The organism is Riemerella columbina DSM 16469 (assembly GCF_000374405.1).
Lineage (GTDB): Bacteria > Bacteroidota > Bacteroidia > Flavobacteriales > Weeksellaceae > Riemerella > Riemerella columbina.
The window spans coordinates 104,858-128,856 of sequence record NZ_KB894218.1 but is presented as its reverse complement, the minus strand read 5'-3'; the positions used below and the strand labels follow the sequence as shown (position 1 = coordinate 128,856).

Here is a 23,999-nt window from a genome sequence, read left to right as displayed (position 1 = left end):
AATATAATAAAAATTTTAATTAGTTGTAACATATCTTTGAAAATTAATTTAATCGAGGATAAAACCGTAAATTTGCATTTTAGAATAGAAATTATGAAAATAGTAGTCGGATTATCTGGTGGAGTGGATAGTAGTGTAGCCGCCTATCTTCTGCAGCAGCAGGGGCACGAGGTTATCGCCCTATTTATGAGGAATTGGAATGATGCTTCCGTCACTTTGGAAGATGAGTGTCCGTGGGTAGAAGATAGCAATGATGCTCTGTTGGTAGCGCAGAAGTTAGGTATTCCCTTTCAGGTGATTGATATGAGTGAACTCTACAAAGAGCGCATTGTAGATTATATGTTCTCGGAATACGAAAAAGGGCGTACGCCAAATCCTGATGTCCTCTGTAACCGCGAAGTAAAATTCGATGTGTTTATGCAAACCGCACTATCGCTCGGTGCAGATAAAGTCGCCACAGGACACTACGCCAGACTAGACACTACAAAAAATGCAGACGGTACAGAAACTTATCATTTGTTAGCAGGAAAAGACCATAACAAAGACCAAAGTTACTTCCTCTGCCAGCTAAGCCAAGAGCAATTGTCTAAAGCTTTATTTCCCATCGGGGAACTTACCAAACCCGAAGTAAGAGCTATAGCACAAGAAATTGGACTTGTTACTGCGAACAAAAAAGATTCGCAGGGTTTATGTTTTATCGGTAAGGTAAGTTTGCCACAATTTCTTCAGCAACAATTAGAACCTAAAGAAGGGGATATTGTGGAAATATTTAAAGACTTTGAAGCCTACCACCAACCCATGCCAGATTTTAAAACCAAGCACGAGGAACTCCAGTATCTATCCAAAAAAATAGACTATAAAAAATCTGATGGTAAAGTAATTGGCAAGCACCAAGGCGCTCAATTTTTTACCATTGGGCAAAGCAAAGGTTTAGGCATTGGCGGGCATAAAGAAAGTTGTTTTATCATTTCGAGAGATGTAGAACAAAATTTAATTTTCGTAGGCGAAGGAAAACATTTCCCTGGATTATTTCAAAAAGTGATTAAAATATTACCTTCGGAAACCCATTGGGTAAGACCAGATTTAAAACTCAACCACGGTGAAACTTTAGAAGTGATGGCAAGAATCCGTTACCGACAGCCATTAGAACCTGCCACACTCCACCAGTACGAAGATGGCTTGTATCTCGAATTTCAACACCCACAGTCTGCCGTAGCCGAAGGGCAATTTGCCGCTTGGTATATCGGTGATGAACTGATAGGCAGTGGCGTTATTGGTTGATTTGGACATTAATAAATATATGTATATACTCGCGAAGTAAAAATATAAATAAACTAATATTACGAAAAAATTCCTTTTATGTAGCATTTTAGCTCTAAGTCTCAGTAGTTGTAGAAGTGATATGAATAATGTGAAAAGTAATGAAAATTGTTAAATTGAATAAATAATGAAACATTATTATAAAGTATTAATTTTGTGGATTTACACTATCGCATTTTTAGTATTTAACTATTGGATTTATCACACCTTATATATTAAAGCAAAGCTCAATCAAGGGGATAAATTTCTTGCTCTATATATTGGTAGTCTATTCATAAATATGGCATTGTCGCTAAGTATTTTACCCCCCCCTCTTAAGTAAGAGTAAGAAGATGCTAAAGAAATAGATGCTATGTAAGTAATAATTATACTCCGAGAGATAAGTGCATTCTCTCGGAGTTTTGTATTTTTGTAACGCTTATAATCGCACTTATGTTAGAAAAAAAAGACCATTTATATGAAAAAGCCGTTTTAGTGGGCTTAATCACCAAAGACCAAGATGAAGACAAACTCACGGAATACCTAGACGAGTTAGAATTTCTCGCCTATACTGCAGGGGCAACCACAGAGCAACGCTTTACCCAAAAACTATCTCAACCCGACTCTAGAACTTTTGTAGGGAAAGGTAAAATGGAAGAGATAAGAGATTTTGTAAAGGAACACGACATCAACACAGTGATTTTTGATGATGAACTTTCGCCTTCTCAATTGAAAAATTTGGAACGCGAAATGAAAGAGGTTAAAATCTTAGACCGTACCAACCTCATCTTGGATATTTTTGCACAGCGAGCACAGACTTCCTATGCAAGAACCCAAGTAGAATTGGCTCAATACGAATACCTACTTCCAAGACTTACCCGAATGTGGACCCACTTAGAGCGTCAGCGTGGGGGGATCGGGATGCGTGGACCTGGGGAAACTGAAATTGAAACCGACCGAAGAATCATCCGTGATAGAATTTCCTCATTAAAAGAGAAACTGAAAACCATAGACAAACAGATGGCGACCCAAAGAAATAACCGTGGAAAGATGGTGCGTACCGCTTTAGTGGGCTACACCAATGTGGGGAAATCTACACTGATGAATGCCATTTCTAAATCGGATGTGTTCGCGGAAAATAAATTATTTGCGACTTTAGATACTACCGTAAGAAAAGTGGTGATTGGAAACTTGCCATTCCTTTTGACCGACACCGTAGGGTTTATCCGAAAATTACCCACTCAATTGGTAGAAAGTTTTAAGTCCACTCTTGATGAAGTGCGTGAAGCCGACCTACTGATCCATGTGGTAGATATTTCTCATGAAAGTTTTGAAGACCATATAGAATCAGTCAATCAGATTTTACAAGAAATTGATGCACATCAGAAGCCAACCATTATGGTATTCAACAAAATTGATGATTTTTCATACGAGAAAAAAGCAGAGGACGACCTTACCCCAAGTTCTAAAAAGAATATTTCTCTCGAAGAATGGAAAAACACTTGGATGGCAAAATCTAAAAACCCAACGGTATTTATTTCTGCCCTAACCAAAGAAAATTTCCCAGAAATGAAGAAACTCATCTACGATGTGGTTCACGATATCCATATCTCTAGATTCCCTTACAATGATTTCTTATTTCAATATTATGAGGATGAAGAAGCTTAGAAATTATAAATGAAGTTTAAAGAGCTGAGTTAAGAGGGTTGAGTGGCTTACTGCTTATATCCTACTCTACCTATGCAATTTAAAATGCTAAATTATAGATTATGATGATGTCACCCTGAACTTGTTTCAGGGTCTTCAGATTGGGCAAACATAAAACCTAATTCGTGAGATGCTGAAATTGAAAATTCACGAATCCATAGTTATATAATAAAATCAAATGAGTAAATAAATTCAGCATGACAGCATTGAGCGTGTCGCCTACGGCAAATTTTGAGGGATGAGTGACTCACTACTTAAAGCCTATTCCTTTAGCAATTTAAAAAGTTTTGAGTGGTGAGGAATGATACCTTTTGCTTATGGTTTGTAGCCTATTTATCCCTTAACTCATCTAAATAATCCCAAACACTGGGCTTTTTAAGTTGAGGGAGTTCTTCAAAGTCTTCGGGATGTTCAGCTTTGTATTGTTGCCAGAGTTTATCGTCTTTCTCACTATAATAGTTGGGGTATTGCCAGATGAATTTTCGTTTATTTTCATTACCTTGTTCCCTATACATAAATGCCAAAATCACACCCACCACAGCTCCTACCAAATGGGATTGCCACGATACACGACTCGGCTGTTCCAACTGACTAAAAAATTCCTCTGGGAAAATGCCCCATATCAAACTGCCATAGTATAACGCTACGACAAGAGAAACGGTTAGCAATTTCATATCCCACCTAAAAACGCCGCTAAAAAACAGAAAAAATGCCAGCATATAAACCACGCCACTAGCTCCCACAATACAAGTGTATACCGTGGCACCAGTCATTAAATCAATCTGAGGCATCAGCCATACCAAAAGTCCCGTGGACAACCATCCCAAACCAAAAATAACATGCGCAATTTTAGGATAAAACTGATACAGTAAAAATAATAATACACCCATAGGAACAGAATTGCTCCAAATATGCTCCAGCCCACTATGTAATAAAGGCGAAAAGAAAATCCCTTTAAGTCCCTCGGGAGCTAAAGGAATTAATGCCAACTGGCAATGCTGGATGATGCCCCACGATTGTAACATAAAGACACTCCACATCGCACTGAGCATCAGTAGAGGTGGCACCAAAGGGCGAAAAGATAATTGTTTTAACATAACTCTTTTATTCTCACAAATGTTCTGCCATTATCATCGATAAGGTAATTTATGGCAATTCATTTTCAAAAGTAGAAATTCTGTCCTATTTTTGCAATTGATTATATAATTATGAACCTGATGAAACACTATATATTAATTGGTCTATCTCTGCTGATAAGCACCATGATAAACGCTCAAAACATTCAATCTAAAAAAGTGATTGATTCCACTATGCAGCAACAATGGCAGCAACATACCCTTACAGTAGATAGTCTAGACCATCTCAATTTAAAGGCGCTCAATACTTATCCCGTAGACACTATTTTGTCACCTAGCCTCCTGACCGTAGAAGTAAATCAAGAGGACACACCCGTAACACCTTATCATTTCCTAAAAATGAACTCCCCTAAAAAATGGTTTTTCTGGGGACAGAATGAATTGGTATTTAACCAATCTAGCTTTTCTAATTGGAATGCAGGGGGCAATAATAGTATTGGGGTAATTACCAAAGTCAATTATAATATCAGCTATAAAAAAGACAGACACTTTTGGGAAAATGTCATCAGAATGGGCTATGGACTGGTTTCCTCGGAAGGACAATCAACGAGAAAAACCGAAGATTACCTTAACATTACTAGTAACTACGGCTATGATATTGGCAAAAATTATTACCTCTCTATTGGCGTACAGCTATTAACCCAATTTATGCCAGGCTATAATTATAAAGCCACGCCAGACCCAACCATTGAGGATAGAGTATCTCGATTTATGGCACCGGGTTATTTTAATGCTGGTATTGGTATTTCATATAATCCCAATGAAAACTTCCAAGCCGTCTTTCGCCCCTTAAATGCTAAAGTGACCATTGTTTTAGACGAACAACTTCAAAAAGCGGGTAGATATGGTTTGGAGCGTGATGGGCAAAGCGTAAGAGCAGAGCTTGGTGCTATGGGAAGCCTACTCTATCGTTTTAATATCATTAAAAATGTACAGTTTATCAATCAATTAAGTTTATTTAGCAGTTATTTAAATCGTTTTAAATGGATTGATTTTAACTACAATGGTGCACTAAATTTTAAACTCAACAAGTTTATTTCAACTAATGTTAATGTCAATCTTTTATACGACCACGACCAAATTGATAAATTGCAAATGAAACAAACCCTCGGGATAGGATTTTCTTATCATATTGGGACGAATGAAAAGAAAAAAGATTCTAAAAGTGGAAAAATTATTAAACCTTTTGTTTTAGAGAAATATAAATAACTGTGTATTTTAATGCCCACCATCATCAGACATCATTTTGGGGAATTTATAATTTAGAGTTAAAAGAAGGTACGCCTAACTCCTACTTTTCGGTCGGTTTACACCCAGCGGAAGTAACCCCCAATTTCCAAAAGGATTTAGCAGCACTCCAATCCTTAGCACAAAATCCTTTATGCCTTGCCATTGGCGAGTGTGGTTTAGATGGGTTGATCTCCGTAGATGAAACTTTACAAACAGAAGCATTTAAGGCTCAAATCAAATTAGCAGAAGAACTAAACAAACCTTTGATAATCCATTGTGTGAGGCGATATTATGAAATTGCTAAACTTTGTGAAAAAGTTTCAATTCCTGTTATATTCCATGGGTATAATAAAAATGAAACGATTGCCAAAATGCTCATCGAGAAAGGATTTTATCTTTCATTTGGACACGCACTCCTGAATCGTGTATCTTTGCAAGCGGTATTCAAAAATTTGCATTTAGATAGATTATTGCTAGAAACCGACGATGCAGATATCGACATTAAAACTATATATCAAAAAGCGGCAACTCTTAAAGCAATGAGTTTAGAACTACTGACACAGCAAATTATAGACAATAGTCGCAGGATTTTTAAGATGAAATAAGTATGGAACATTGGCAAGAGCGTACGGAATTATTATTAAAGGAAAAAGGCATAGAACGACTTAAACAAGCAACGGTTTTGGTGGTTGGCTTAGGTGGTGTGGGTTCTTTTGCGGCAGAGTTTCTCGCCCGTGCTGGTGTGGGAACCATGATTATTGTAGATGGTGATACGGTAGACACCACCAATATCAATCGTCAGTTGCCTGCCCTACATTCCACCATCGGAAAGGCTAAAGTAGAAGTCGTTGCCGAACGCTTATTGGATATTAATCCCCAACTCAATCTAAAGCCCATCCATGAGTTTCTAACCCCCGATAGAATGGCAGAAGTCATTACTGCTGAGCCTATCCATTATATTTTGGATTGTATAGATAGCGTAACGCCAAAAATTGAACTGATAAAGGCCGCTAAAAGGAAAAAGATTAAAATCATTAGTGCCATGGGGGCTGGAGGCAAAACCGACCCAAAGCAGGTGGTGGTAAAAGACCTTAGCAAAACCATTAATTGTTTTTTGGCAAAGCAAGTGCGAAAACGATTGCGAAAAGAACGCATCAACAAAGGGGTAAAGTGTGTATTTTCCACCGAACTGCAACAAGAAGATAGCCTAAAACTAACCGACGGCACAGGCTACAAACGCTCTTTCTATGGTACGGTAAGCTTTATGCCTGCTTTATTTGGGCTGTATGCCGCTGCGGAAGTCATCAACTATTTATCTAAACAAAAATGACCAATCAAAAATACACGAAGCAAGAACGCCTAAAATCTAAAAAAAATATCGGTTTACTTTTTGAAAAAGGTAAGTGGCAGTCGTGTGGTAACCTAAGAGCCATTACCGTAAAAGCAGATACAGAAATTCCTCAAGTTGGCGTTTCGGTATCAAAGAAATATTTTAAACACGCTACGGATAGAAACCGCATCAAAAGGCTATTGCGAGAATGCTATCGTCTTAATAAAAAAGCCTACCTCAATAAATTTGAAGCAGGCTCTTATACTATGTTTTTTTGGGTCTCTAAATCGCTACCGGAAAATTTAAACGAAGTAGAAAAAGATTTCCTAAAACTCTGCGAACATTAATAGCTCTTCCCTGCCTTTAAGGCTTTTACTTCTTCTATCTTCTCTTCAAAATAAGATGCTTTTTCTGGATATTTTCCTTTAAGAATTTCGTAGGCTTCTATCCCTTTAGCAAATAAATGTTGCTCCACATAGAGGTTTGCCAATGTTTCCGTCATCAAGTGGGAAATATCATCGCCCTTATCTTTTACTGAAAATTCTTTTTCTTCTTTTATAATAGGGCTATGTTTCTCAACTTTGCTAATGGATGGACTGGTTTCGATAAACTTCTCAATAATTTGAGATTTATTATCCTCTTGTACTTCTTCCTCTACGGGTGTTGTTTGGCTTTCCTTTTCAATCGGCTCAGCTCTATCGACTTTAAGCCAGTTTTGCCAAGTGTTGATAAAGGTTTGCACATTGCTTTCCCCATCATTACCCGATGGTTCTACCTCAGAAACCTCTTCTTTAGACACTTTAGTTTCTGGTAAGATATCTACTTTCGGCTCTATCGTTGTAGACTTCACTTCTGCTATTGGTTCTTCAACTAAAGGCTTTGGTGCATCTGTTGTCTTAGGCGGTTCCTCTTTTTTAACTATAACCTTCGGCTCTACCACAGGCGTTGGCTTCCCAATTAAAGCATCTGGCGTTCTGGCTTCGAGTTGCATTGGTTGCCACGCTACCTCTTCATTTACAACAGATTCCTCTTGCACTACTTCCACTTCAGGTTCTAAACTTAAATCCGATTGAGGTTCAGTAACCATAGGCTGTACTTCTTGCTGAGTCGCCGAGGCTTCATCTTTCGGTATTTTAAATTTAACCTGAGGTAAAAAAGCTTCCATCTGTTGGAAACTCAAACCTTCCGAAACCTCTTCTTTCTCTTCGATTTCAGTATCCGTAGCATCCTCTACCACAATAGTATCCTCATAAGAAGCTTCTATTTCTGGCTGTTCCTCCTCTATGGGTTTAGTTTCTTTTTCTAAAGGGCTTTCAATAGGATTGGATTCTATTTCAGATGTCGAAAGTTCATTTAAGTCTTCATGATAAGACTCTACCACCTCATCAAAATTACTAACATTCAGTTCTTCCTCCTCTAGCACAATGCCCATAGAATCTTGTGGTGCTTCTTTAACCTCTGTGGCTTCAAAAATTGGCAGATTAGAATCTTCAACAGTATCTTTCGTTTCATTTAATAGTCTATCGCTTGGCTTTTCCTCTATATCGATAGTTTCTTTTTCCACTTCAATAGTTTCCTCTAAACTTTCTTGAGCCTTTATCTGATTTCCAGACTTGGATGTTCCAAAAATTAATTGATACAGAATCTTTTTGTCCGTAGTATAGGCGGCTGTTTCGGAAAGTATAGTTGGGTATAATTCTGGTTGGTATTGATGAACACCCATTAGTTTTAAAGCCCTTAAAGATTGAAGATAAGGCTGACTATTTAGAGCTTTTGTGATGACCTCCAAATCCTCAGGAAGCATTTGCTGTGGTTGCTTTATCAATTCTAATATTCGTGCATTCATAATCTACCAATTAGCGACAATATCGTTAAAAATTTTATTGATGATTCTTTCATTAACCAATTTCACTTGCGAGGCTTCTATTTGTGTAATATCCAAATCGCTGCTGTAAGTTGCCTCGTCAGTATAAGTACGGTCAAAACTTAGTTTGGGGTCTATCGCATTTTCGTAGTGGACTTTAACACTGATAACCAATTTATTTTGAGCCGCTTGTATTACGCCATCCTGAGCCTCTACCCCACTAGAAATTGTGGTGGGTTCATTTAAGCGGTAATCTACAATTTCGCCCTCTATTAATAAATCTGGATTTTGGTTAGAGCCCTTAAGCGTGGTACGCTGCAAAAATCTATTTTGCAGTTCTATGGTAAATTGCTGACTTAAATCTGGATTGACCAATGCGGCATTATTAGGAAAATTTTTGATTTGAATAGTTTTCATTTCTGGTGTCAAAGAATTTCCCGTAAAACTATAACATCCGCCTAGTGTACACAATGCGACCAACGAAAAAATATACCCCAATACTGTTTTCATACTTAGTGATTAAAGACTTTCTATCTCTGGTGTATTATTTTGTTTGGATTTGGTCTAAACCATGTTCATAAGCAACATATTGGATAACATACGCCAATGGCAATGTAAAGAGAATACCTACTAAACACGCTATAAATCCAAGTTGTCCTATTATACCAACAACTATTGAAAAACCTATGATTACCAACATATTTCCCTTAGTCATGACTTTAGACATATTCCAAGCCTCTTTAATGGAATCAACTCCTTCTAACGCCATTAATGGAATCATATAATACATTTTTATAGTAAAGTAAATTATAGGAACTGTAATAAAAATCAAATACAGCATTGCAAACATCGGCAAAATAGTACTATCATTTTCACGCATACCTCCTACCAAAGCGAAATATGGTATTTCTAAAACTAATACTCCTAAAAATACAATTAAAAGCAATTTGAAGAATTTTTTAAAGTCGGTAAAATCAAAAACATCTCCTGCGCTGGCTTGCTCTCCACGATTTAGCTTGCGGCAAATTTTTAAAAAATTACCTATTGCTAAATAAGCAAAAATTGGAATAATAGAAAATACCATAACAGCTAAAAAAGACAGGATAAATGTTCCCATATTAGCCTTAAATAATTCATAACCTTTGCTAATGTATTCTGAAAGGTTGAACTCTACTGGTTTTGGTGTTAATCGATAGGTTTTCATAATTAAAATTGTTTTAAGTTAAAAAATATCTAAAGTCAATCTTCTAGATTATATTGTTTTATTTTTCTATATAAAGTTCTCTGTGAAATCCCTAAAGCGTCTGCCGCTTTATTCCGTCTGCCTTTATATTTATCCAACGCTTTAATGATTAAATCCTTTTCATTATCTTGCAGAGATAGCGATTCTGGTTCAGCTTCTTCTGCTTCTATATCTTCTGCTTCTACCTCCTCATTTACCGGTTCTACATGGCTGGGCTCCACAGGATGGCTAGGATTTTCAAAATATAATAGCGAGTTGGGATTACTCGGAACACTTTCAGTATAGATTCTATTAATTAAGTTTTTTTCTTGATTGCTAAAATCATGATTACCCCTATTTTTTATCAGTTCCGAAGTTAAGGATTTTAAATCATTTATATCGTTTCTCATGTCAAAAAGTATTTTGTACATGATTTCTCGCTCGGTATTAAATTCGGTATTGCTTACACCACCACCTTTGTGAGCCACTACCGCAGGCAAATTCGGCTGTATAGGAATGTACTCCGCCAGTCTGGTGGCATTGATTTCTCGCTTCTGTTCCACTACCGTTAGTTGCTCCACTAAATTTCTCAATTGACGCACATTCCCTGGGAAAGAATAGCTCTCTAAATATTTTACGCCATCTTCTGTTAGATGGATTTCTGGCATTCGGTATTTTTCTGCAAAATCAATAGCAAATTTTCTAAATAATAGATGGATGTCGCCTTTTCGCTCTCGCAATGGGGGCATATCAATTTGTACCGTATTCAAACGATAATACAAATCTTCTCTAAATCGACCGTCTTGGATGGCATTTAGCATATTGACATTGGTTGCCGCTACAATTCTTACATTAGTTTTTTGGATTTGAGAAGACCCCACTTTCATAAATTCCCCACTTTCCAATACCCTTAATAGTCGGACTTGGGTTTGTAATGGTAACTCCCCTACCTCATCTAAAAATATAGTTCCGCCATCTGCTACTTCAAAATAGCCTTTTCGCGTAGAGGTAGCTCCTGTAAACGCACCTTTTTCGTGCCCGAACAATTCAGAATCTATGGTGCCTTCTGGAATCGCTCCACAATTAACCACAATATAAGGCTGATGTTTTCTTCTAGATTCAGCATGGATAATTTTTGGAATATGCTCTTTCCCAACCCCACTTTCGCCAATGACCAGTACAGAAATATCCGTAGGTGCCACCTGAATTGCCTTTTCAATAGCACGGTTAAGGGCTGGATAATTCCCGATAATCCCGAAACGATTTTTTATATTTTGTAATTCTGTCATATTATTTTAATCTATTCCCAATATTGCTAAGTATTTTCATCTGTTCAATTGCGATATGATTTAATTTGATTAACCTTTCAGTTTGTGATAAACCTTCTTTGATGAACAATGCATTCAAATTTTCTAAGTTACTTAAACATATTAATTGATTTACAGACGCATAATCTCTAATATTACCTTTTAAATTAGAGTTTAAATTTCTCCATTCTTTTGCTGTCATTCCAAATAAAGCCATATTTAAAATATCAGCCTCTTTAGCATAGATATTTGAAATCTGCTTTGTTGTTAAAGTTTTTGGAATAAGGTTTTCCTTTATAGAATTTGTATGAATTTGATAATTTATTTTTGTTAATTCTCTCTTTGCACTCCAACCTAATTGATCGGTTTCCTTTTTCTTTAGCCTTTGATATTCATTAATCAAGTAAATTTTAAATGATACACTGATAGCAGAACCAAATTCAAAAGCTATATCCTTATGTGCATAAGTACCTCCATACCTTCCTTTTTTAACAATAATTCCTATGGCATTTGTTTTTTCAATCCACTCAGAAACGCTTACAGTAAAACTCGGGAGACCTGCTTGCATTTTAAAGTAGTCAGATTCGACCACTTTAAAATCAGGATTGTGAATTTGTTCCCAAACACTAAGGTATTCAAGTGTAAATCTCGTTCGTAACCAATTTTTAATAATATCAGCAGCACGGCTTTCACTTTCCTTTGCGTTAGCCATATCGGTTAGTGAAATATAATCCTCTTGTTGAAAAGAAATTATATTTACTTCTTGATGCACTACTTTTATTTTCGCCATTATTAAAAAATTCTATATTATTACTGCTGACTTACCGTCCTACCCAAAAGCGTCCCTTGCGTACAATCTTCTACAAAAACATTCACAAAATCACCCACTTTTTGCCCTTCTTTTTTATCAAAAACACAAACGGCATTTTGTGAATTTCTCCCTTTCCATTGGTTTTTATTTTTCTTGGATTCGCCCTCTATGAGGACTTCGTAAGTGTTACCAACATAAGACTTCATACGCTTACGAGATAACTCTCCTTGTAAATCTATAATTTCTTGCAAACGGCGTTTTTTAACCTCTGCGGGCACATCATCTGCCATTTTTTTGTGAGCTGGCGTTCCAGGTCTTTCGGAATAGGCAAACATATAGCCATAGTCGTACTCCACTTCTTTCATCAGCGATAAAGTATCTTGATGGTCTTGCTCCGTTTCCCCACAGAAACCTGCTATCATATCTTGAGAAAACGCAATTTCTGGCACTATCTTTTTGGCTTCTCGTATCAACTCCAAATACTCTTCACGCGTGTGCTGTCGGTTCATCGCTTTTAGCATCGCATTACTTCCACTCTGAACTGGCAAGTGTACATATTTGCAAATATTAGGGTATTTCGCCATCATTCTAAAGACATCTAAACTCATATCTTGAGGGTTTGAAGTCGCAAAGCGAATTCTCATTTTTGGCAATTCACGCGCTACCATTCCCAATAACTGAGCAAAGTGAACCGCAGTGGCTTTTTGCATTTCTGTCGCTTTATGGAAATCCTTCTTGGGACCACCGCCATACCAAAGATACGAATCTACATTCTGCCCCAAAAGTGTAATTTCTTTATAGCCATTATTCCAAAGTTCCTTGCACTCTTCTATAATCGAATGTGGATCTCGGCTACGCTCACGCCCTCTAGTAAAAGGCACAACACAGAAAGTACACATATTATCGCAACCTCTGGTAATGGTAACAAACGCTGTGACGCCATTACCGCCCAATCGCACGGGACTAATATCGGCATAGGTTTCTTCCTTAGAAAGAATCACATTAATCGCATCTTTACCGCCTTCGGTTTCTTTAAGCAAATTAGGTAAATCTCGATAGGCATCCGGACCCACCACTAAATCTACCAAATGTTCTTCCTCTAAAAATTTAGTCTTTAGACGCTCTGCCATACAACCCAATACCCCTACGGTAAGGTTTGGCTTTTCATTTTTAAGATTTTTAAACTGAGACAAACGCATACGCACCGTTTGCTCTGCCTTTTCTCTAATAGAACAAGTGTTGAGCAAAATTAAATCTGCCTCCTCTACATTTAGCGTAGTGTTGTAACCTTGTTCATTAAGAATGGACGCTACGATTTCGCTATCAGAAAAATTCATCTGACAGCCGTAACTTTCTAGAAAAAGTTTTTTATCATTTCCGGGTCTTTCGGCAATAGCATACGCTTCGCCCTGCTTAGTTTCGTCTATATATTTTTCTTGCACAGTACTGATATTCTTTAAGATAAATCTAAAATCCCACACCTTAAGTATAGGTTTTAATATGCAAATATACTAAAATTAATGTCAAAATGGCAGAATGAAATATTTTTTGATTTGGATAAAAAAATAAAGTGCCTCATTATGTAGGCACTTTATTATATAATTATTATTGAAGTCTTATTTAATCTCATCAAATCGAGTGTAAGCCCTTAATTTTTCTGGAATACGGATGCTATTTTCGGTTTGATTGTTTTCTAGCAATGCAGCCATAATTCTTGGCAATGCCATGGCAGAACCGTTTAGCGTATGTACCAACTGAGGTTTTTGGTCACCAGATTTATATCGACATTTCAAACGATTGGCTTGGAAATTTTCAAAATTAGAAACTGAAGAAACTTCTAGCCACTTTTGCTGTGCTGCACTCCAAACTTCAAAATCGTAAGTTAATGCCGAAGTAAAGCCCATATCACCACCACACAAACGAAGAATTCTAAACGGCAATTCTAAATCTTCTAGAATAGACTTTACATGTGCTACCATTTCATCTAATGCCGCATAAGAATGCTCTGGTTTTTCTAGGCGTACAATTTCCACCTTTTCAAATTGATGCAATCTATTTAAACCTCTTACATGTGCGCCATAGCTCCCTGCTTCTCTACGATAGCACTGAGAAAACGCCGTGTTTTTAATTGGTAAATCTTTATCTTCTAAAATGGTACCTCTATAAATATTAGTCACAGGCACCTCCGCCGTAGGAATTAGATACAAATTATCTTCATTAATAAAATACATTTGTCCCTCCTTATCTGGCAATTGTCCCGTACCATATCCTGATGCTTCATTAACCACATGAGGTGGATTTACTTCTAAGTAACCTGCATCGGTATTTTTATCTAAGAAAAACTGAACCAACGCACGCTGCAATCTTGCTCCCTTACCCAAATAAACTGGGAAACCAGCACCTGCAATCTTTACACCTAATTCAAAATCAATGAGGTTGTAGTCTTTTGCCAATTCCCAGTGTGGCTTTGCTGAGTCATCCATCGCAAACTCCTCTTGAGACTGGTACACCACTTCATTATCTTCCGCAGCAACACCAGCTTTTACCAAATCGCAAGGGATATTAGGAATTTGATATAATATCTGAGCCAGTTGCTCCTCTTTATCCTTTAATTGTTGCTGAAGCTCTTGAGATTTTTGCTTATAAGTCCCAGTTTGAGCTTTTGCTTGCTCGGCTTCTTCTTTTTTACCTTGCTTCATCAACTGTCCAATTTCCTTGGAAATTTTATTCATCTGTGCCAAATTCTCATCCAGTTCATACTGAATTTTCTTGCGTTCGTCATCGGCGGTGATGGCTTCTTCCACGAGGTGGCTCTCTTTAAAATTTCTTTTGGCGAGCCCTTCCAGCACACGCTGTTTTTGGTCTCTTAAAAATTGAACTTGTAACATAAGTAGCGTTGATTAATTTTATTTTTACAAAGTTAGTGATTATTTTACGATTGTAACAGTATTATCTTTACCTTGTTGTTTTTCAAATACTTTCGTTTTATTTACAAAAACCTCTTGTATTGCAAAGCGTTCTGGTTTCCATTGGTATAAGATATTCAGCGTATCCGTAGTACTTTGGGTTACACTATCATTTACCTTTTTATTCCAAGTGATAGAGATATCAGAGGTATAATATTTTAAATCTGGACTGATGGAATCTTTAAGGTTTCTAGTAGCTCCGGCAATGTACTGAATATAATAGATAGAATCCTTATTCACCATCGTGGTATATCCCGAACGGATTGGCACTTTGCTGTATTGCCCACCCAAGTCATCAATGGTATAACTAAAGAAATAATTGGATGTTTTAGGGTGGAGTAAATCTTCGCCCGCAGAATTTTTTACAAAAATCTGAAGCGTTTGGTCTATTTCCTGTATCGTATCCTCATTACCTCGGCAAGCACACAGACATAAAATTAAAAGTAAGGCAATCCATTGTTTCATTCTACAAATTTACGAATTTTCAATATAGTGTTGATACCAAATTTCAAACGGAAGTTGTCCATCAATAATCTATCTTATTTTTTCATTTTAAAAAGATAATATAAAAATATAGAAGCGTGTAGAATCCCTGATACTAAAGTGGCTAATGCTTGTGCATAGGCGCCACCTTCTAGTCCATATTTAGGTGCAATAATCCATATTAACACCCCAAGCAATAGTACCGATAATAATGATATCAATAAGTGGGCTTTGGTTTTAGCAATAGCAAATAAAAAATTGCTAAATGGCGTTCTAATGAGCATTCCTACAATAGCAGATACTAAGAAAATATTAAATAAAGGCGTCGCATTTCTATATTTATCACCAAAAATGCTCATAATATAATCCGAAAAATAAATCCCCCCCAACAGAATGACAATAGCAATCGGAATAAAAAGCATTAAAAAGCGTTTAATATATTGGGTTATATACTTTCGATTATGATGATTTTTACATAACTGTGCATAGTCTGTTTGGATAAATAAAATAGATAAAAAAATCATATTAAAAGGAATCAACGATGCAGTTTTATATTCTGCCAATTGATTTTCGGAAAATAAAATACTGATTAAAAAAATATCTGTTAAAACAAACAATTGGTGAAGTAAACTAGCCGCAGCTGTTGGTATATTAAACTTCCATAACTGCTTTAAGGGCAAGGCGGTTAATTTTATTTGAGGGTTAATCGTCTTTATCCCAAAAAACAAAATACTAAATGGTGCTATGCACATCGCCGCAATATATCCCGATACACCCCAAATATTAACAAATATCAAGACTAAAATAAGGCTGGCTAAACTTACGACAATATCCTGTATGGCAAAGGATTTATTTTGAAACCTCGCTCTTGAAGATGCCTTATAAATTTCTACTAAATACAACCCAAACAGCCGTATTGAAAACCAAGCAATCATTTGAAATAAAGCCATCTCATGACGGAATAACGCAAATGAAAATAAAAACAATACTATATTAATAAAAAATTGTCCCAGAATACCTCTGTAAAATGAGTAATCTTCTAAATTTTCAAATGCTTTTTTATCGGATAATGCACTCCCAAACTTGAGTAAGCCCTGATAAGTTCCCAATCCCACAAAAGGAATAAAAAAGCCAATAACATTCTGAGCCCTAAAAATAAGCCCTAAATCTTCTTTGCTTAAAAAACGAGCGATAAAAATATTAATGGCAAAAAAACTCAATTTAGAAATTGCAAGTGCAAGAGCCATCCAAAACCCTTGATTTTGGAAAAATGAGTAGAGAAATTGAAAATTCTCACGGTATAGTTTCTTTATTGGCAAATTTTATTTACTTTTACAAAGACAAATTTAAGTTTTTCTATGAACTTTCTACAAAAAACCCAGCGAAAATCGCCTAAGTTATTTGTATTCTTTTGCGTTTTCATCGTCATTACATTACTCACGCATGTATTTAGAGTAGCTAGTACGCCATTTTTTATATATACCATGTACTCGGCAAAAGTCCCTATCCAAGATGATTTTTCATTTTACATCATCAAGAAAAACGATAATCAATTGTTTAATCATCCTGAACTATGGAATCATCATAAAAGAATTGGTATTTTTTATTCAAGCAGAGCCAGAGAAGTATTTTCAGAACAACTCCACCGCTCGCATTCGGTAGAAAACACCAGTTTTTATGGTAAAATTTACCCTCTTAATTCTAATCATTTCATCACGGAATATCCTAAATGGCTATTGAGATATGTAGAACAAATAGAGCACCAGCCTCTGGATAGCATTAGTTTTTATAAAGTAACCGTTCATTACAACGAACATAACCAAATGACTTTAAAACATGTTAAAAAAATATTTTCCGTCTCAAAGTAATCCTATTCGAAATTTAGCACTTTACCAATCTTTTATCAAAAGAACGGTATTATTGTTTTTTCTAGGATCTTTATTATTTAGATTTTACTCTTCTACTTTGAGTTTCCAGATGATGAACCCTAGTTTTCAAATCTCTGCTAATGATATCGTTCTTGAACTTTATAACCAATTAGGGCTTAATACCATTGTATTCGAAAATTACACTTATAGCATTATTTTTAATGTTCTTTTATTTCTGTTTTTAGTATTAAGTTTTATTTGGGTTAAAAAGAGAGTTTTTTCGGTCATTTTTTACCTTTTATTTTGTGTATATGCGATTGGGTTTAATTCTAATATTGGTTTCCCTTCAAGCTATTTAAAAGGACTTATTATTGTAGGATTTATCTTTTTTGTTAAGAAACCAATCAATTTCAACCTTATGTGGGAAGGGCTAAGATATTACGCATGCTGGGTTTACTTTTCCGCCTTTCTATGGAAAATTTTTCACCGCTCTATGTTTATGCCAAGGTTTGGGGAAATGGTATTTAAAGACAACCAATCTTGGTTTATTTATACTAATCCTGATAGTGTTTTAACGCAATGCTATCTTTTCTTTATAGACCATCCTTGGATTTTAAATATCGGTGATAAACTGGTGTTTTTATTTGAAGGTTTATACTTTATAGGATTTTTAACAAAAAAATACGATGCCTTTTTAGGTTGGGGCATCGTAGGATTACATTTATTGTTATATTTTTTCTCAGATACGCTATTTGTAGAAATTTGGGTACTCGCCTTATTATTTATTTCTGCAAGACAGTGGAAACGCTTCGCCAAGAGACTAGGCATCCACATAGATGCCAGCCCAACTTCTCTTTAGTGGCAGTAAAAAATCAGAAAGATACGCAACATAAGTAGATTTAGAAAAATCAAATACTTCAATATCGTGAGATAATCTTCCTTCTTTTAAAGCAGAGCGGAAATCTTGCAAGGTCATTGTTTTTAGCTCCCCTTGTTCTATAAAACACGCTTTCATCCTGTCAAATAAACCCAGATTATATTCCGCATCTATCTCTCTCATTACTGCGTTTAGTGCATCAATAGAACATCCCGAAGCCACCTCTTTTTCCTCATCAATAGTAATGACAATAAACTGGTTTTTATCAATTTTAAAAGATGAAGACAATGGTTTCCCATGGGCAGCCCAAGTGGATAAAAAATCAAATAATTTTTCGGTAATCGCCTTACTTTCTTTTGGGGTAAATGGTCTAGAGGCTGGATATATCAACACTCTATAATCATTGGTTTCCACTACCTCTGAGGATTCTATTTTCATTGGATTAATTTTTAGGTTATAAATCTTCTGCTTCTGCTAAAAGTTCTACAATATCTTTTACCGCAACTTCGGTATTTTTATTAAAATATTTTACCCCATCGGTCATCATCGTATTACAAAATGGACAACCCGTAGCGATAATTTCCGGATTTTTAGCCAACGCTTCTTCGGTTCTTTCGATGTTAATATCTTTCTTGCCTTTCTCTGGTTCTTTAAACATTTGTGCCCCACCTGCACCACAGCATAAGCCATTTTGTTTACAACGCTTCATTTCTACCAACTCAGCGTCTAACTTTTCTAATAATTCTCTTGGCGCTTCATATTCATCATTGGCTCTACCAAGATAGCAAGGGTCGTGGAATGTGATTTTTTTACCTAAAAACTTCCCTCCTTCTACTTTAAGTTTACCACTTTCCATCAGCTGGTGTAAAAACTGGGTATGGTGTAGCACTTCATAATGTCCTCCAAGATTTGGATATTCGTTTTTAAGCGTATTAAAACAATGTGGACATGCCGTTACAATTTTTTTTACCTCGTAAGCATTTAATATTTCAATATTGGTCATGGCCATCATTTGGAACACGAACTCATTGCCTGCTCGCTTTGCAGGGTCGCCAGTACAACTTTCCTCCTGACCTAATACGGCAAACTCTACCCCAATATGGTTTAAAATTTTACAAAAAGCTCGGGTAATTTTTTTTGCTCTATCGTCGAAACTCCCCGCACAGCCCACCCAAAATAAAACTTCGGGGGCTTTACCTTCTGCGGCATAGTCTGCCATTGTTTTTATAGTGAAATCCATAATGTTCTTTTTTAAAGAATTTAGTGTTGATGGCTTCTGAAAAGCCTATCCATAAATTACGATTCTGATGCCCAGTTCAACCTATCTGCCTGATTATACTGCCAAGGTGCGGCATTATTTTCTACATTGGTCATCATCAAGTTTAATTCTTGCGGTGCCGCCGATTGCTCCATCACTAAGAATCTTCTCATCTCAAAAATAATGGACAGTGGGTCTATCAATACTGGACAAGCTTCCACACACGCATTACAAGTAGTACACGCCCAAATTTCTTCTCGGGAAATATGGTCATCTAGCAATTTTTTGCCATCATCTACAAATTTTCCATTTTTATTGATGTTTCTTCCCACTTCCTCTAGCCTGTCACGCGTTGCCATCATAATTCTACGCGGTGATAATTTTTTCCCTGTAATATTTGCTGGGCAGTTAGCGGTACAACGCCCACACTCGGTACAAGTATAAGCATTCAGCAACTGAACTTGGTTTAAGTCAAAAACATCTTCTGCACCAAATTTTGCTGGTGGCTCCGTTCCTTCCGCAGGTACGGCATAAGGGTCAGCATTAGGATCCATCATCAACTTGATTTCGTTGGTTACTGCTTGTAAATTATTAAACTCTCCTTTAGGTTTAAGATTTGCAAACCATGTATTTGGGAAGGCTAATAAAATATGCAAGTGCTTAGAATAATAAAGGTAATTCATAAAGAATAAAACCCCGATAATGTGGAACCACCATGCCCCTCTTTCCATAAAAACAAGGAAACCATTATTAAAACTAAACACTTCAAAGAAAGGTGCTATAAAATTTTCGCTGATTGGGAAATAACCATGATGGTGATAGCCTTCCGCCCCTCGAGTTTGTAAAATAAAATCCGAAGCATTCATGGTAAAAAATGCCAACATTAATACAAATTCTATCACGAGAATCCAATTGGCATCTTCTTTCGGCCAGCCAAACATTTCCTTCATATCAAATCTGCGGATATGCATCGCATTTCTACGGATAAAAAAGGCCACTACGGCGAAGACTACCAATAGTGCCATAACCTCTAGCGTAGCTGTAAAACCTTGGTATAAAGTTTCACCTATTATACTTGCTAGAAAACGATGCGTTCCAAACAAACCATCCACTACAATTTCTATCATTTCTAGATTGATGATGACAAACCCTACATACACCAATATATGAAGAAACCCTGCAATAGGACGCTTCGTCATTTTGCTTTGTCCTAATGCCACTTGAGCCATGGTTGCCCAACGCTGCTTTGGATGATCCGTTCTATCAATAGGTTGCCCTAATTTAATGTTTCTATAAATCTCTTTTAAACTTTTGGCAAATAGCCCAAAGCCTATAATAAGACATATCAGAAAAAAAATGTTATCTAAATATTGCATCATTTTTTACTTACCGAACACAGAAATGTTAAGGTATTTTTTAGGATTATGTTTTATATCTTCAATCAAACTATTCAAGTTTTCAGAAGTCTGGTTAAGGTTTTTATAAAGCTGCTCGTCTTTAGTAATTTTACCTAACGAACCTTCCCCTCTTTCGATACCAGAAATGATATGATTCAATTTATCCGAGGTTGCCCCCAATTTATTAATCGTACGATTGAGTTCGTCTACATCTACACGATCTGCCACATTACCATATTTATCCAAAGTAGTTCTGGCACTTATTGTCGCAAGATTCGCATTATCCAACATTTGTTGAATTTTTGGGTCATTATTTGCCAACAATCGGTTGGTTTGGGCAGAGGTTTCTTTAAATGCACTCACGGTAGAATTTAAATTGGCCAGTAGCAATTTTATTTCTCTACGATTTTGCTCATCCACAATTTTGTTAGTACTCACTAAAGTAGAATCCAATCGGCTAAGCACAACAGACAGTTTATCTTTTACTGGTCTAGCCTCGGACGACAATGTATTAAATAGAGAAGGCTCCAAAGATCCCTCCAATGTATCACCATTTTTAGCAAGACTACCGTCATATACTAGATTAAGTTTCGCCTCTTTTCCAGACATCAATCCAGGTTCAAATATCTCTACTGTGGTTTTTTTGGAAAATTCAAACTCATCGTCCACTGTAATTTTTACTAAAAAGTGAAGACGCCCATCTTTAGCTTTTAAGGGTTCTATTTTTTCTACCTGACCTACTTTAAGCCCGTTGATAGATACTGGACTCGAAGCTGCTAAACCTTGTACATTATCGTATTTTACATAGTAAACATTGTCCGTAGAAAATATATTTTTCCCTTTCATAAATTGATAGAGAAATACAAATCCTACAATGGCTAATATGGCGATAAGTCCCGCTTTTAATTCTTTTGAAAACTTCATTTTAATTAATTAGTGATAGCAAAGATAGTATTTTTAATTTTTAACATCAAAAAAGCGACCATAAAGTCGCTTTTCAATAAAATTTATACTAATTCTAAATTATTAGTCTTGGGTTTGAGTTTTATTATATACTTCAATTCTATAATCTTGTATGTCTGCATTGTCTTCCAAACTACGCATCAAACTTTGACTGAACTGTTGTTTGTTTTGCTGTTCTAGCATTTGGGTAATTTGGGCAGCATCTCCAGGTTGTTTATTTTCCACCACTTTCTTCTTCACTAAAACATAAACTCCTGTATTACCTTCTATCGGCTGAGATACTTTATTAGCCTTGATACCAAATGCCGCACCAGCCACTTTTGGTTCCATTGCCATGTCAATATTAGGATTCAGTAAATTTACTTGCCCTGATTGTTTAGTCGTACCAAATTGTTTCGCCACTTGGTCTAGGCTCGCGTTAGATTTAATTTTTTCAGCAATTTTTTTGCCTAACAATTCATTTCTAACAATCATTTCAATTTGCTCTCTTACCGATTCTGGGTCGGCTAAACCTTTATCTTGTTTACCATTTAAGTAAGCCACAATATAGTCGCCGTTACTAGTGGTAAAAATATTGGTTTCACCTTTTTCTGTTTTCTTACCAAATGCCCATGCAAGTACCTCTTCATCTTTATCCGTTCCTAGACCTTGGATTTGACCTTGGAAACGCCCAACTGTTTTAGGATTATAGAATTGATAGCCTCCTTTTTTAGCCAAGTTAGCAAAATCATTAAACGATTTTCCTTGAACATTTTGGATAAAGGTATTGGCTTGGGTATAGACTTTACTTTGAGTTTCTTTAGACGCTCTAATGTCTTTCGCCAGGTTTGCAATTTTATATACTGGCATTTTGTTTTCATTTACAATCACATGATAGCCAAATGGTGTTTCCACCACGCCCACAGCACCTTTAGGATTGTTCTCTACCCAGTCTGCAAAGGGCTTTACAAATCCACTTTGCCCTGGCAATACCCACTGAAGCATACCGCCTTGTTGCGCTGAACCTGGATCAGAAGATAGGTTAACATATTGATTGAAATTTGCCGCGTTAGCTCTTACTTGTGTAGCGATGCTATCTGCTAATTTCTTCGCTTGCTCTTTAGTTCTTTTAATGGTTGGGTCTTGCTTCGCCACATCTGTACCTACATAAGAAATTAAAATATGCTTAGGCAATGTCGCTTCCGTTTTTCCTTTTAGTTTGGTAACATAGTATTTCCCCTCAGACTTATAAGGTCCAAATACGGCATTCGCACCTGCTGATTTTACAAACTCTCTAGCCTCTTGAGGCACTTCCTGCTCAGACACATAACCATATTTCACTGGAGACTCAGAATTGATTTCCACATACATAGAGTCGTTCTGAGTATTTAAGAAGTTCTCTGCATTGTCCTTATACAATTTGTTTAGTTCTTTTAAGGCTAAACTATCATCCATCGCACTAGGTGCCGCAGGGAAATATACCACTCCAATATTTCTAGTCGCTGGCGATTTAAAAGCTACGGGATGTTTTTTGATAAAGTCGGCTAAATCCTGAGTGGTTACTTTAATAGGATTTTTCTTAGCATACTCGTTATAATCAATTTTCACAAAATCAATATCGGCAACTTGGTCTCTATTTTTCATGAGTTCCGCCACCTCTTTTTTATTAACCGTCAATCCATTAGTAAAACTTCCAAATACTTGGCGTGCCATCATTCTGTATTCAATGGTCTTTTTAATATTGAGCCACTGGTTGTATTGCTCTGCTTGTCCACTTTCTCTAAGTCCTTCAATTTTCTTTCTGATTTCGTTGGCTTTAAAATTGCCTTTCGCATCAAAATTATTTGGGTCTTGGGCGAACATTGGGTCGTACTGTAATTGGTTCCAGAAAAACTCATCGGTCATTTCTAGTCCCATTTTTTCAAACTGTTGTTTGATGAGTTTTGACTGTACTAAAGTTTGCCACGCCTGCTCTTCCAAACCTGCGGTAGGCTGTCCTTGACCTTCGGCTTGGTTACGCATAATCAACAATTGCTCGTTGAACTCGTCGCGTGTAATTTCTTCGCCATTCACTTTACCAAGGATATTAGGGTCTTTCCCAAATACTTTGTCCAAACTATCTGGATTCACCAAAAATGCCAATAATGCAATAGCGATGCCCCCTATTAAAATCCATGGTCGTTTTCTAATTTCTCCTAAAATTGCCATTTATAAATTATTTTTATCAATTTGCGAAAATACACATTTTTAGATTAATATGAAATTTTAAATTTTATTTTTAAAAATTTATTGCAAAAATCTG

The 23,999-nt window shown here is 36.3% G+C and carries 23 protein-coding genes; 8 read left to right on the top strand and 15 right to left on the bottom strand.

Going from position 1 to position 23,999, the window contains the following annotated elements; all coding sequences use genetic code 11:
* The first annotated feature begins 93 nt into the window (after positions 1-93).
* Both mnmA and hflX read left to right on the top strand, forming a co-directional pair.
* Positions 94-1,281: a tRNA 2-thiouridine(34) synthase MnmA gene (gene mnmA, locus C237_RS0102015; RefSeq protein WP_018674818.1), complete on the top strand. Its 1,188-nt coding sequence runs from the start codon at positions 94-96 to the stop codon at positions 1,279-1,281.
* A 471-nt stretch (positions 1,282-1,752) separates the two neighbouring features.
* Complete coding sequence (gene hflX, locus C237_RS0102010) at positions 1,753-2,967, top strand: GTPase HflX (protein ID WP_018674817.1); 1,215 nt, start codon at positions 1,753-1,755, stop codon at positions 2,965-2,967.
* 368 nt (positions 2,968-3,335) lie between these two features.
* Here hflX and C237_RS0102005 read toward each other — a convergent pair whose 3' ends face one another.
* Positions 3,336-4,103 carry a rhomboid family intramembrane serine protease gene (locus tag C237_RS0102005; protein WP_018674816.1) on the bottom strand — a complete coding sequence of 256 codons (768 nt, stop codon included), beginning with the start codon at positions 4,101-4,103 and terminating at the stop codon, positions 3,336-3,338.
* 120 nt (positions 4,104-4,223) lie between these two features.
* Between C237_RS0102005 and C237_RS0102000 the strand changes: the two genes are divergently transcribed.
* Genes C237_RS0102000 through rnpA form a run of 4 tightly spaced genes read left to right on the top strand, consistent with a single transcriptional unit; the run spans position 4,224 to position 7,049 of the window.
* The gene (locus C237_RS0102000) at positions 4,224-5,351 is read left to right on the top strand and encodes a DUF3078 domain-containing protein (RefSeq protein ID WP_018674815.1); all 1,128 of its coding nucleotides are present in this window, start codon (positions 4,224-4,226) and stop codon (positions 5,349-5,351) included.
* A gap of 2 nt (positions 5,352-5,353) precedes the next feature.
* A complete protein-coding gene (locus tag C237_RS0101995) occupies positions 5,354-5,977 on the top strand; it encodes a TatD family hydrolase (protein ID WP_018674814.1) in 624 nt (207 codons plus the stop codon).
* A gap of 2 nt (positions 5,978-5,979) precedes the next feature.
* Positions 5,980-6,702 (top strand): tRNA threonylcarbamoyladenosine dehydratase, encoded by a 723-nt coding sequence (locus tag C237_RS0101990; RefSeq protein WP_018674813.1) that lies wholly within the window; start codon positions 5,980-5,982, stop codon positions 6,700-6,702.
* Positions 6,699-7,049 carry a ribonuclease P protein component gene (gene rnpA, locus C237_RS0101985; RefSeq protein WP_018674812.1) on the top strand — a complete coding sequence of 117 codons (351 nt, stop codon included), beginning with the start codon at positions 6,699-6,701 and terminating at the stop codon, positions 7,047-7,049. The genes C237_RS0101990 and rnpA overlap by 4 nt, the downstream gene beginning before the upstream one ends.
* Here rnpA and C237_RS0101980 read toward each other — a convergent pair.
* The 9 genes from C237_RS0101980 to C237_RS0101940 all read right to left on the bottom strand — a co-directional run bounded on the left by C237_RS0101980 (position 7,046) and on the right by C237_RS0101940 (position 16,602).
* Complete coding sequence (locus C237_RS0101980; protein ID WP_018674811.1) at positions 7,046-8,548, bottom strand: hypothetical protein; 1,503 nt, start codon at positions 8,546-8,548, stop codon at positions 7,046-7,048. The genes rnpA and C237_RS0101980 overlap by 4 nt on opposite strands.
* Before the next feature lie 3 nt (positions 8,549-8,551).
* The gene (gene lptE / locus C237_RS0101975) at positions 8,552-9,076 is read right to left on the bottom strand and encodes an LPS assembly lipoprotein LptE (protein ID WP_018674810.1); all 525 of its coding nucleotides are present in this window, start codon (positions 9,074-9,076) and stop codon (positions 8,552-8,554) included.
* 34 nt (positions 9,077-9,110) lie between these two features.
* Positions 9,111-9,770 (bottom strand): hypothetical protein, encoded by a 660-nt coding sequence (locus tag C237_RS0101970; protein WP_018674809.1) that lies wholly within the window; start codon positions 9,768-9,770, stop codon positions 9,111-9,113.
* Between the two features lie 35 nt (positions 9,771-9,805).
* The gene (locus C237_RS0101965; RefSeq protein ID WP_018674808.1) at positions 9,806-11,077 is read right to left on the bottom strand and encodes a sigma-54 interaction domain-containing protein; all 1,272 of its coding nucleotides are present in this window, start codon (positions 11,075-11,077) and stop codon (positions 9,806-9,808) included.
* Between the two features lies 1 nt (position 11,078).
* The gene (locus tag C237_RS0101960; RefSeq protein WP_018674807.1) at positions 11,079-11,885 is read right to left on the bottom strand and encodes a KilA-N domain-containing protein; all 807 of its coding nucleotides are present in this window, start codon (positions 11,883-11,885) and stop codon (positions 11,079-11,081) included.
* Between the two features lie 20 nt (positions 11,886-11,905).
* Positions 11,906-13,348 (bottom strand): tRNA (N6-isopentenyl adenosine(37)-C2)-methylthiotransferase MiaB, encoded by a 1,443-nt coding sequence (gene miaB, locus C237_RS0101955; protein WP_026315437.1) that lies wholly within the window; start codon positions 13,346-13,348, stop codon positions 11,906-11,908.
* A gap of 174 nt (positions 13,349-13,522) precedes the next feature.
* The gene (gene serS, locus C237_RS0101950; protein ID WP_018674805.1) at positions 13,523-14,794 is read right to left on the bottom strand and encodes a serine--tRNA ligase; all 1,272 of its coding nucleotides are present in this window, start codon (positions 14,792-14,794) and stop codon (positions 13,523-13,525) included.
* Between the two features lie 39 nt (positions 14,795-14,833).
* Entirely contained in the window at positions 14,834-15,337 is a 504-nt protein-coding gene (locus C237_RS0101945; protein ID WP_018674804.1) for a hypothetical protein, read from the bottom strand.
* A 74-nt stretch (positions 15,338-15,411) separates the two neighbouring features.
* A complete protein-coding gene (locus tag C237_RS0101940) occupies positions 15,412-16,602 on the bottom strand; it encodes an oligosaccharide flippase family protein (protein ID WP_156809694.1) in 1,191 nt (396 codons plus the stop codon).
* Between the two features lie 111 nt (positions 16,603-16,713).
* Between C237_RS0101940 and C237_RS0101935 the strand changes: the two genes are divergently transcribed.
* Positions 16,714-17,223 carry a hypothetical protein gene (locus C237_RS0101935; protein WP_026315436.1) on the top strand — a complete coding sequence of 170 codons (510 nt, stop codon included), beginning with the start codon at positions 16,714-16,716 and terminating at the stop codon, positions 17,221-17,223.
* Positions 17,192-18,082, top strand: a complete 891-nt coding sequence (locus C237_RS13575; RefSeq protein ID WP_018674800.1) for a hypothetical protein — start codon at positions 17,192-17,194, stop codon at positions 18,080-18,082. Before C237_RS0101935 ends, C237_RS13575 begins: the two co-directional genes overlap by 32 nt.
* Here C237_RS13575 and C237_RS0101925 read toward each other — a convergent pair.
* The 5 genes from C237_RS0101925 to C237_RS0101905 form a co-directional block, all read right to left on the bottom strand.
* Entirely contained in the window at positions 18,044-18,538 is a 495-nt protein-coding gene (locus C237_RS0101925; protein ID WP_018674799.1) for a hypothetical protein, read from the bottom strand. The genes C237_RS13575 and C237_RS0101925 overlap by 39 nt on opposite strands.
* A gap of 16 nt (positions 18,539-18,554) precedes the next feature.
* Complete coding sequence (locus C237_RS0101920; RefSeq protein ID WP_026315435.1) at positions 18,555-19,340, bottom strand: (Fe-S)-binding protein; 786 nt, start codon at positions 19,338-19,340, stop codon at positions 18,555-18,557.
* 56 nt (positions 19,341-19,396) lie between these two features.
* Complete coding sequence (locus C237_RS0101915) at positions 19,397-20,734, bottom strand: 4Fe-4S dicluster domain-containing protein (RefSeq protein ID WP_026315434.1); 1,338 nt, start codon at positions 20,732-20,734, stop codon at positions 19,397-19,399.
* Positions 20,735-20,740: 6 nt separating this feature from the next.
* Complete coding sequence (locus C237_RS0101910) at positions 20,741-21,679, bottom strand: MlaD family protein (protein ID WP_018674796.1); 939 nt, start codon at positions 21,677-21,679, stop codon at positions 20,741-20,743.
* A 102-nt stretch (positions 21,680-21,781) separates the two neighbouring features.
* The gene (locus C237_RS0101905) at positions 21,782-23,905 is read right to left on the bottom strand and encodes a peptidylprolyl isomerase (RefSeq protein WP_018674795.1); all 2,124 of its coding nucleotides are present in this window, start codon (positions 23,903-23,905) and stop codon (positions 21,782-21,784) included.
* Between the last annotated feature and the right edge of the window lie 94 nt (positions 23,906-23,999).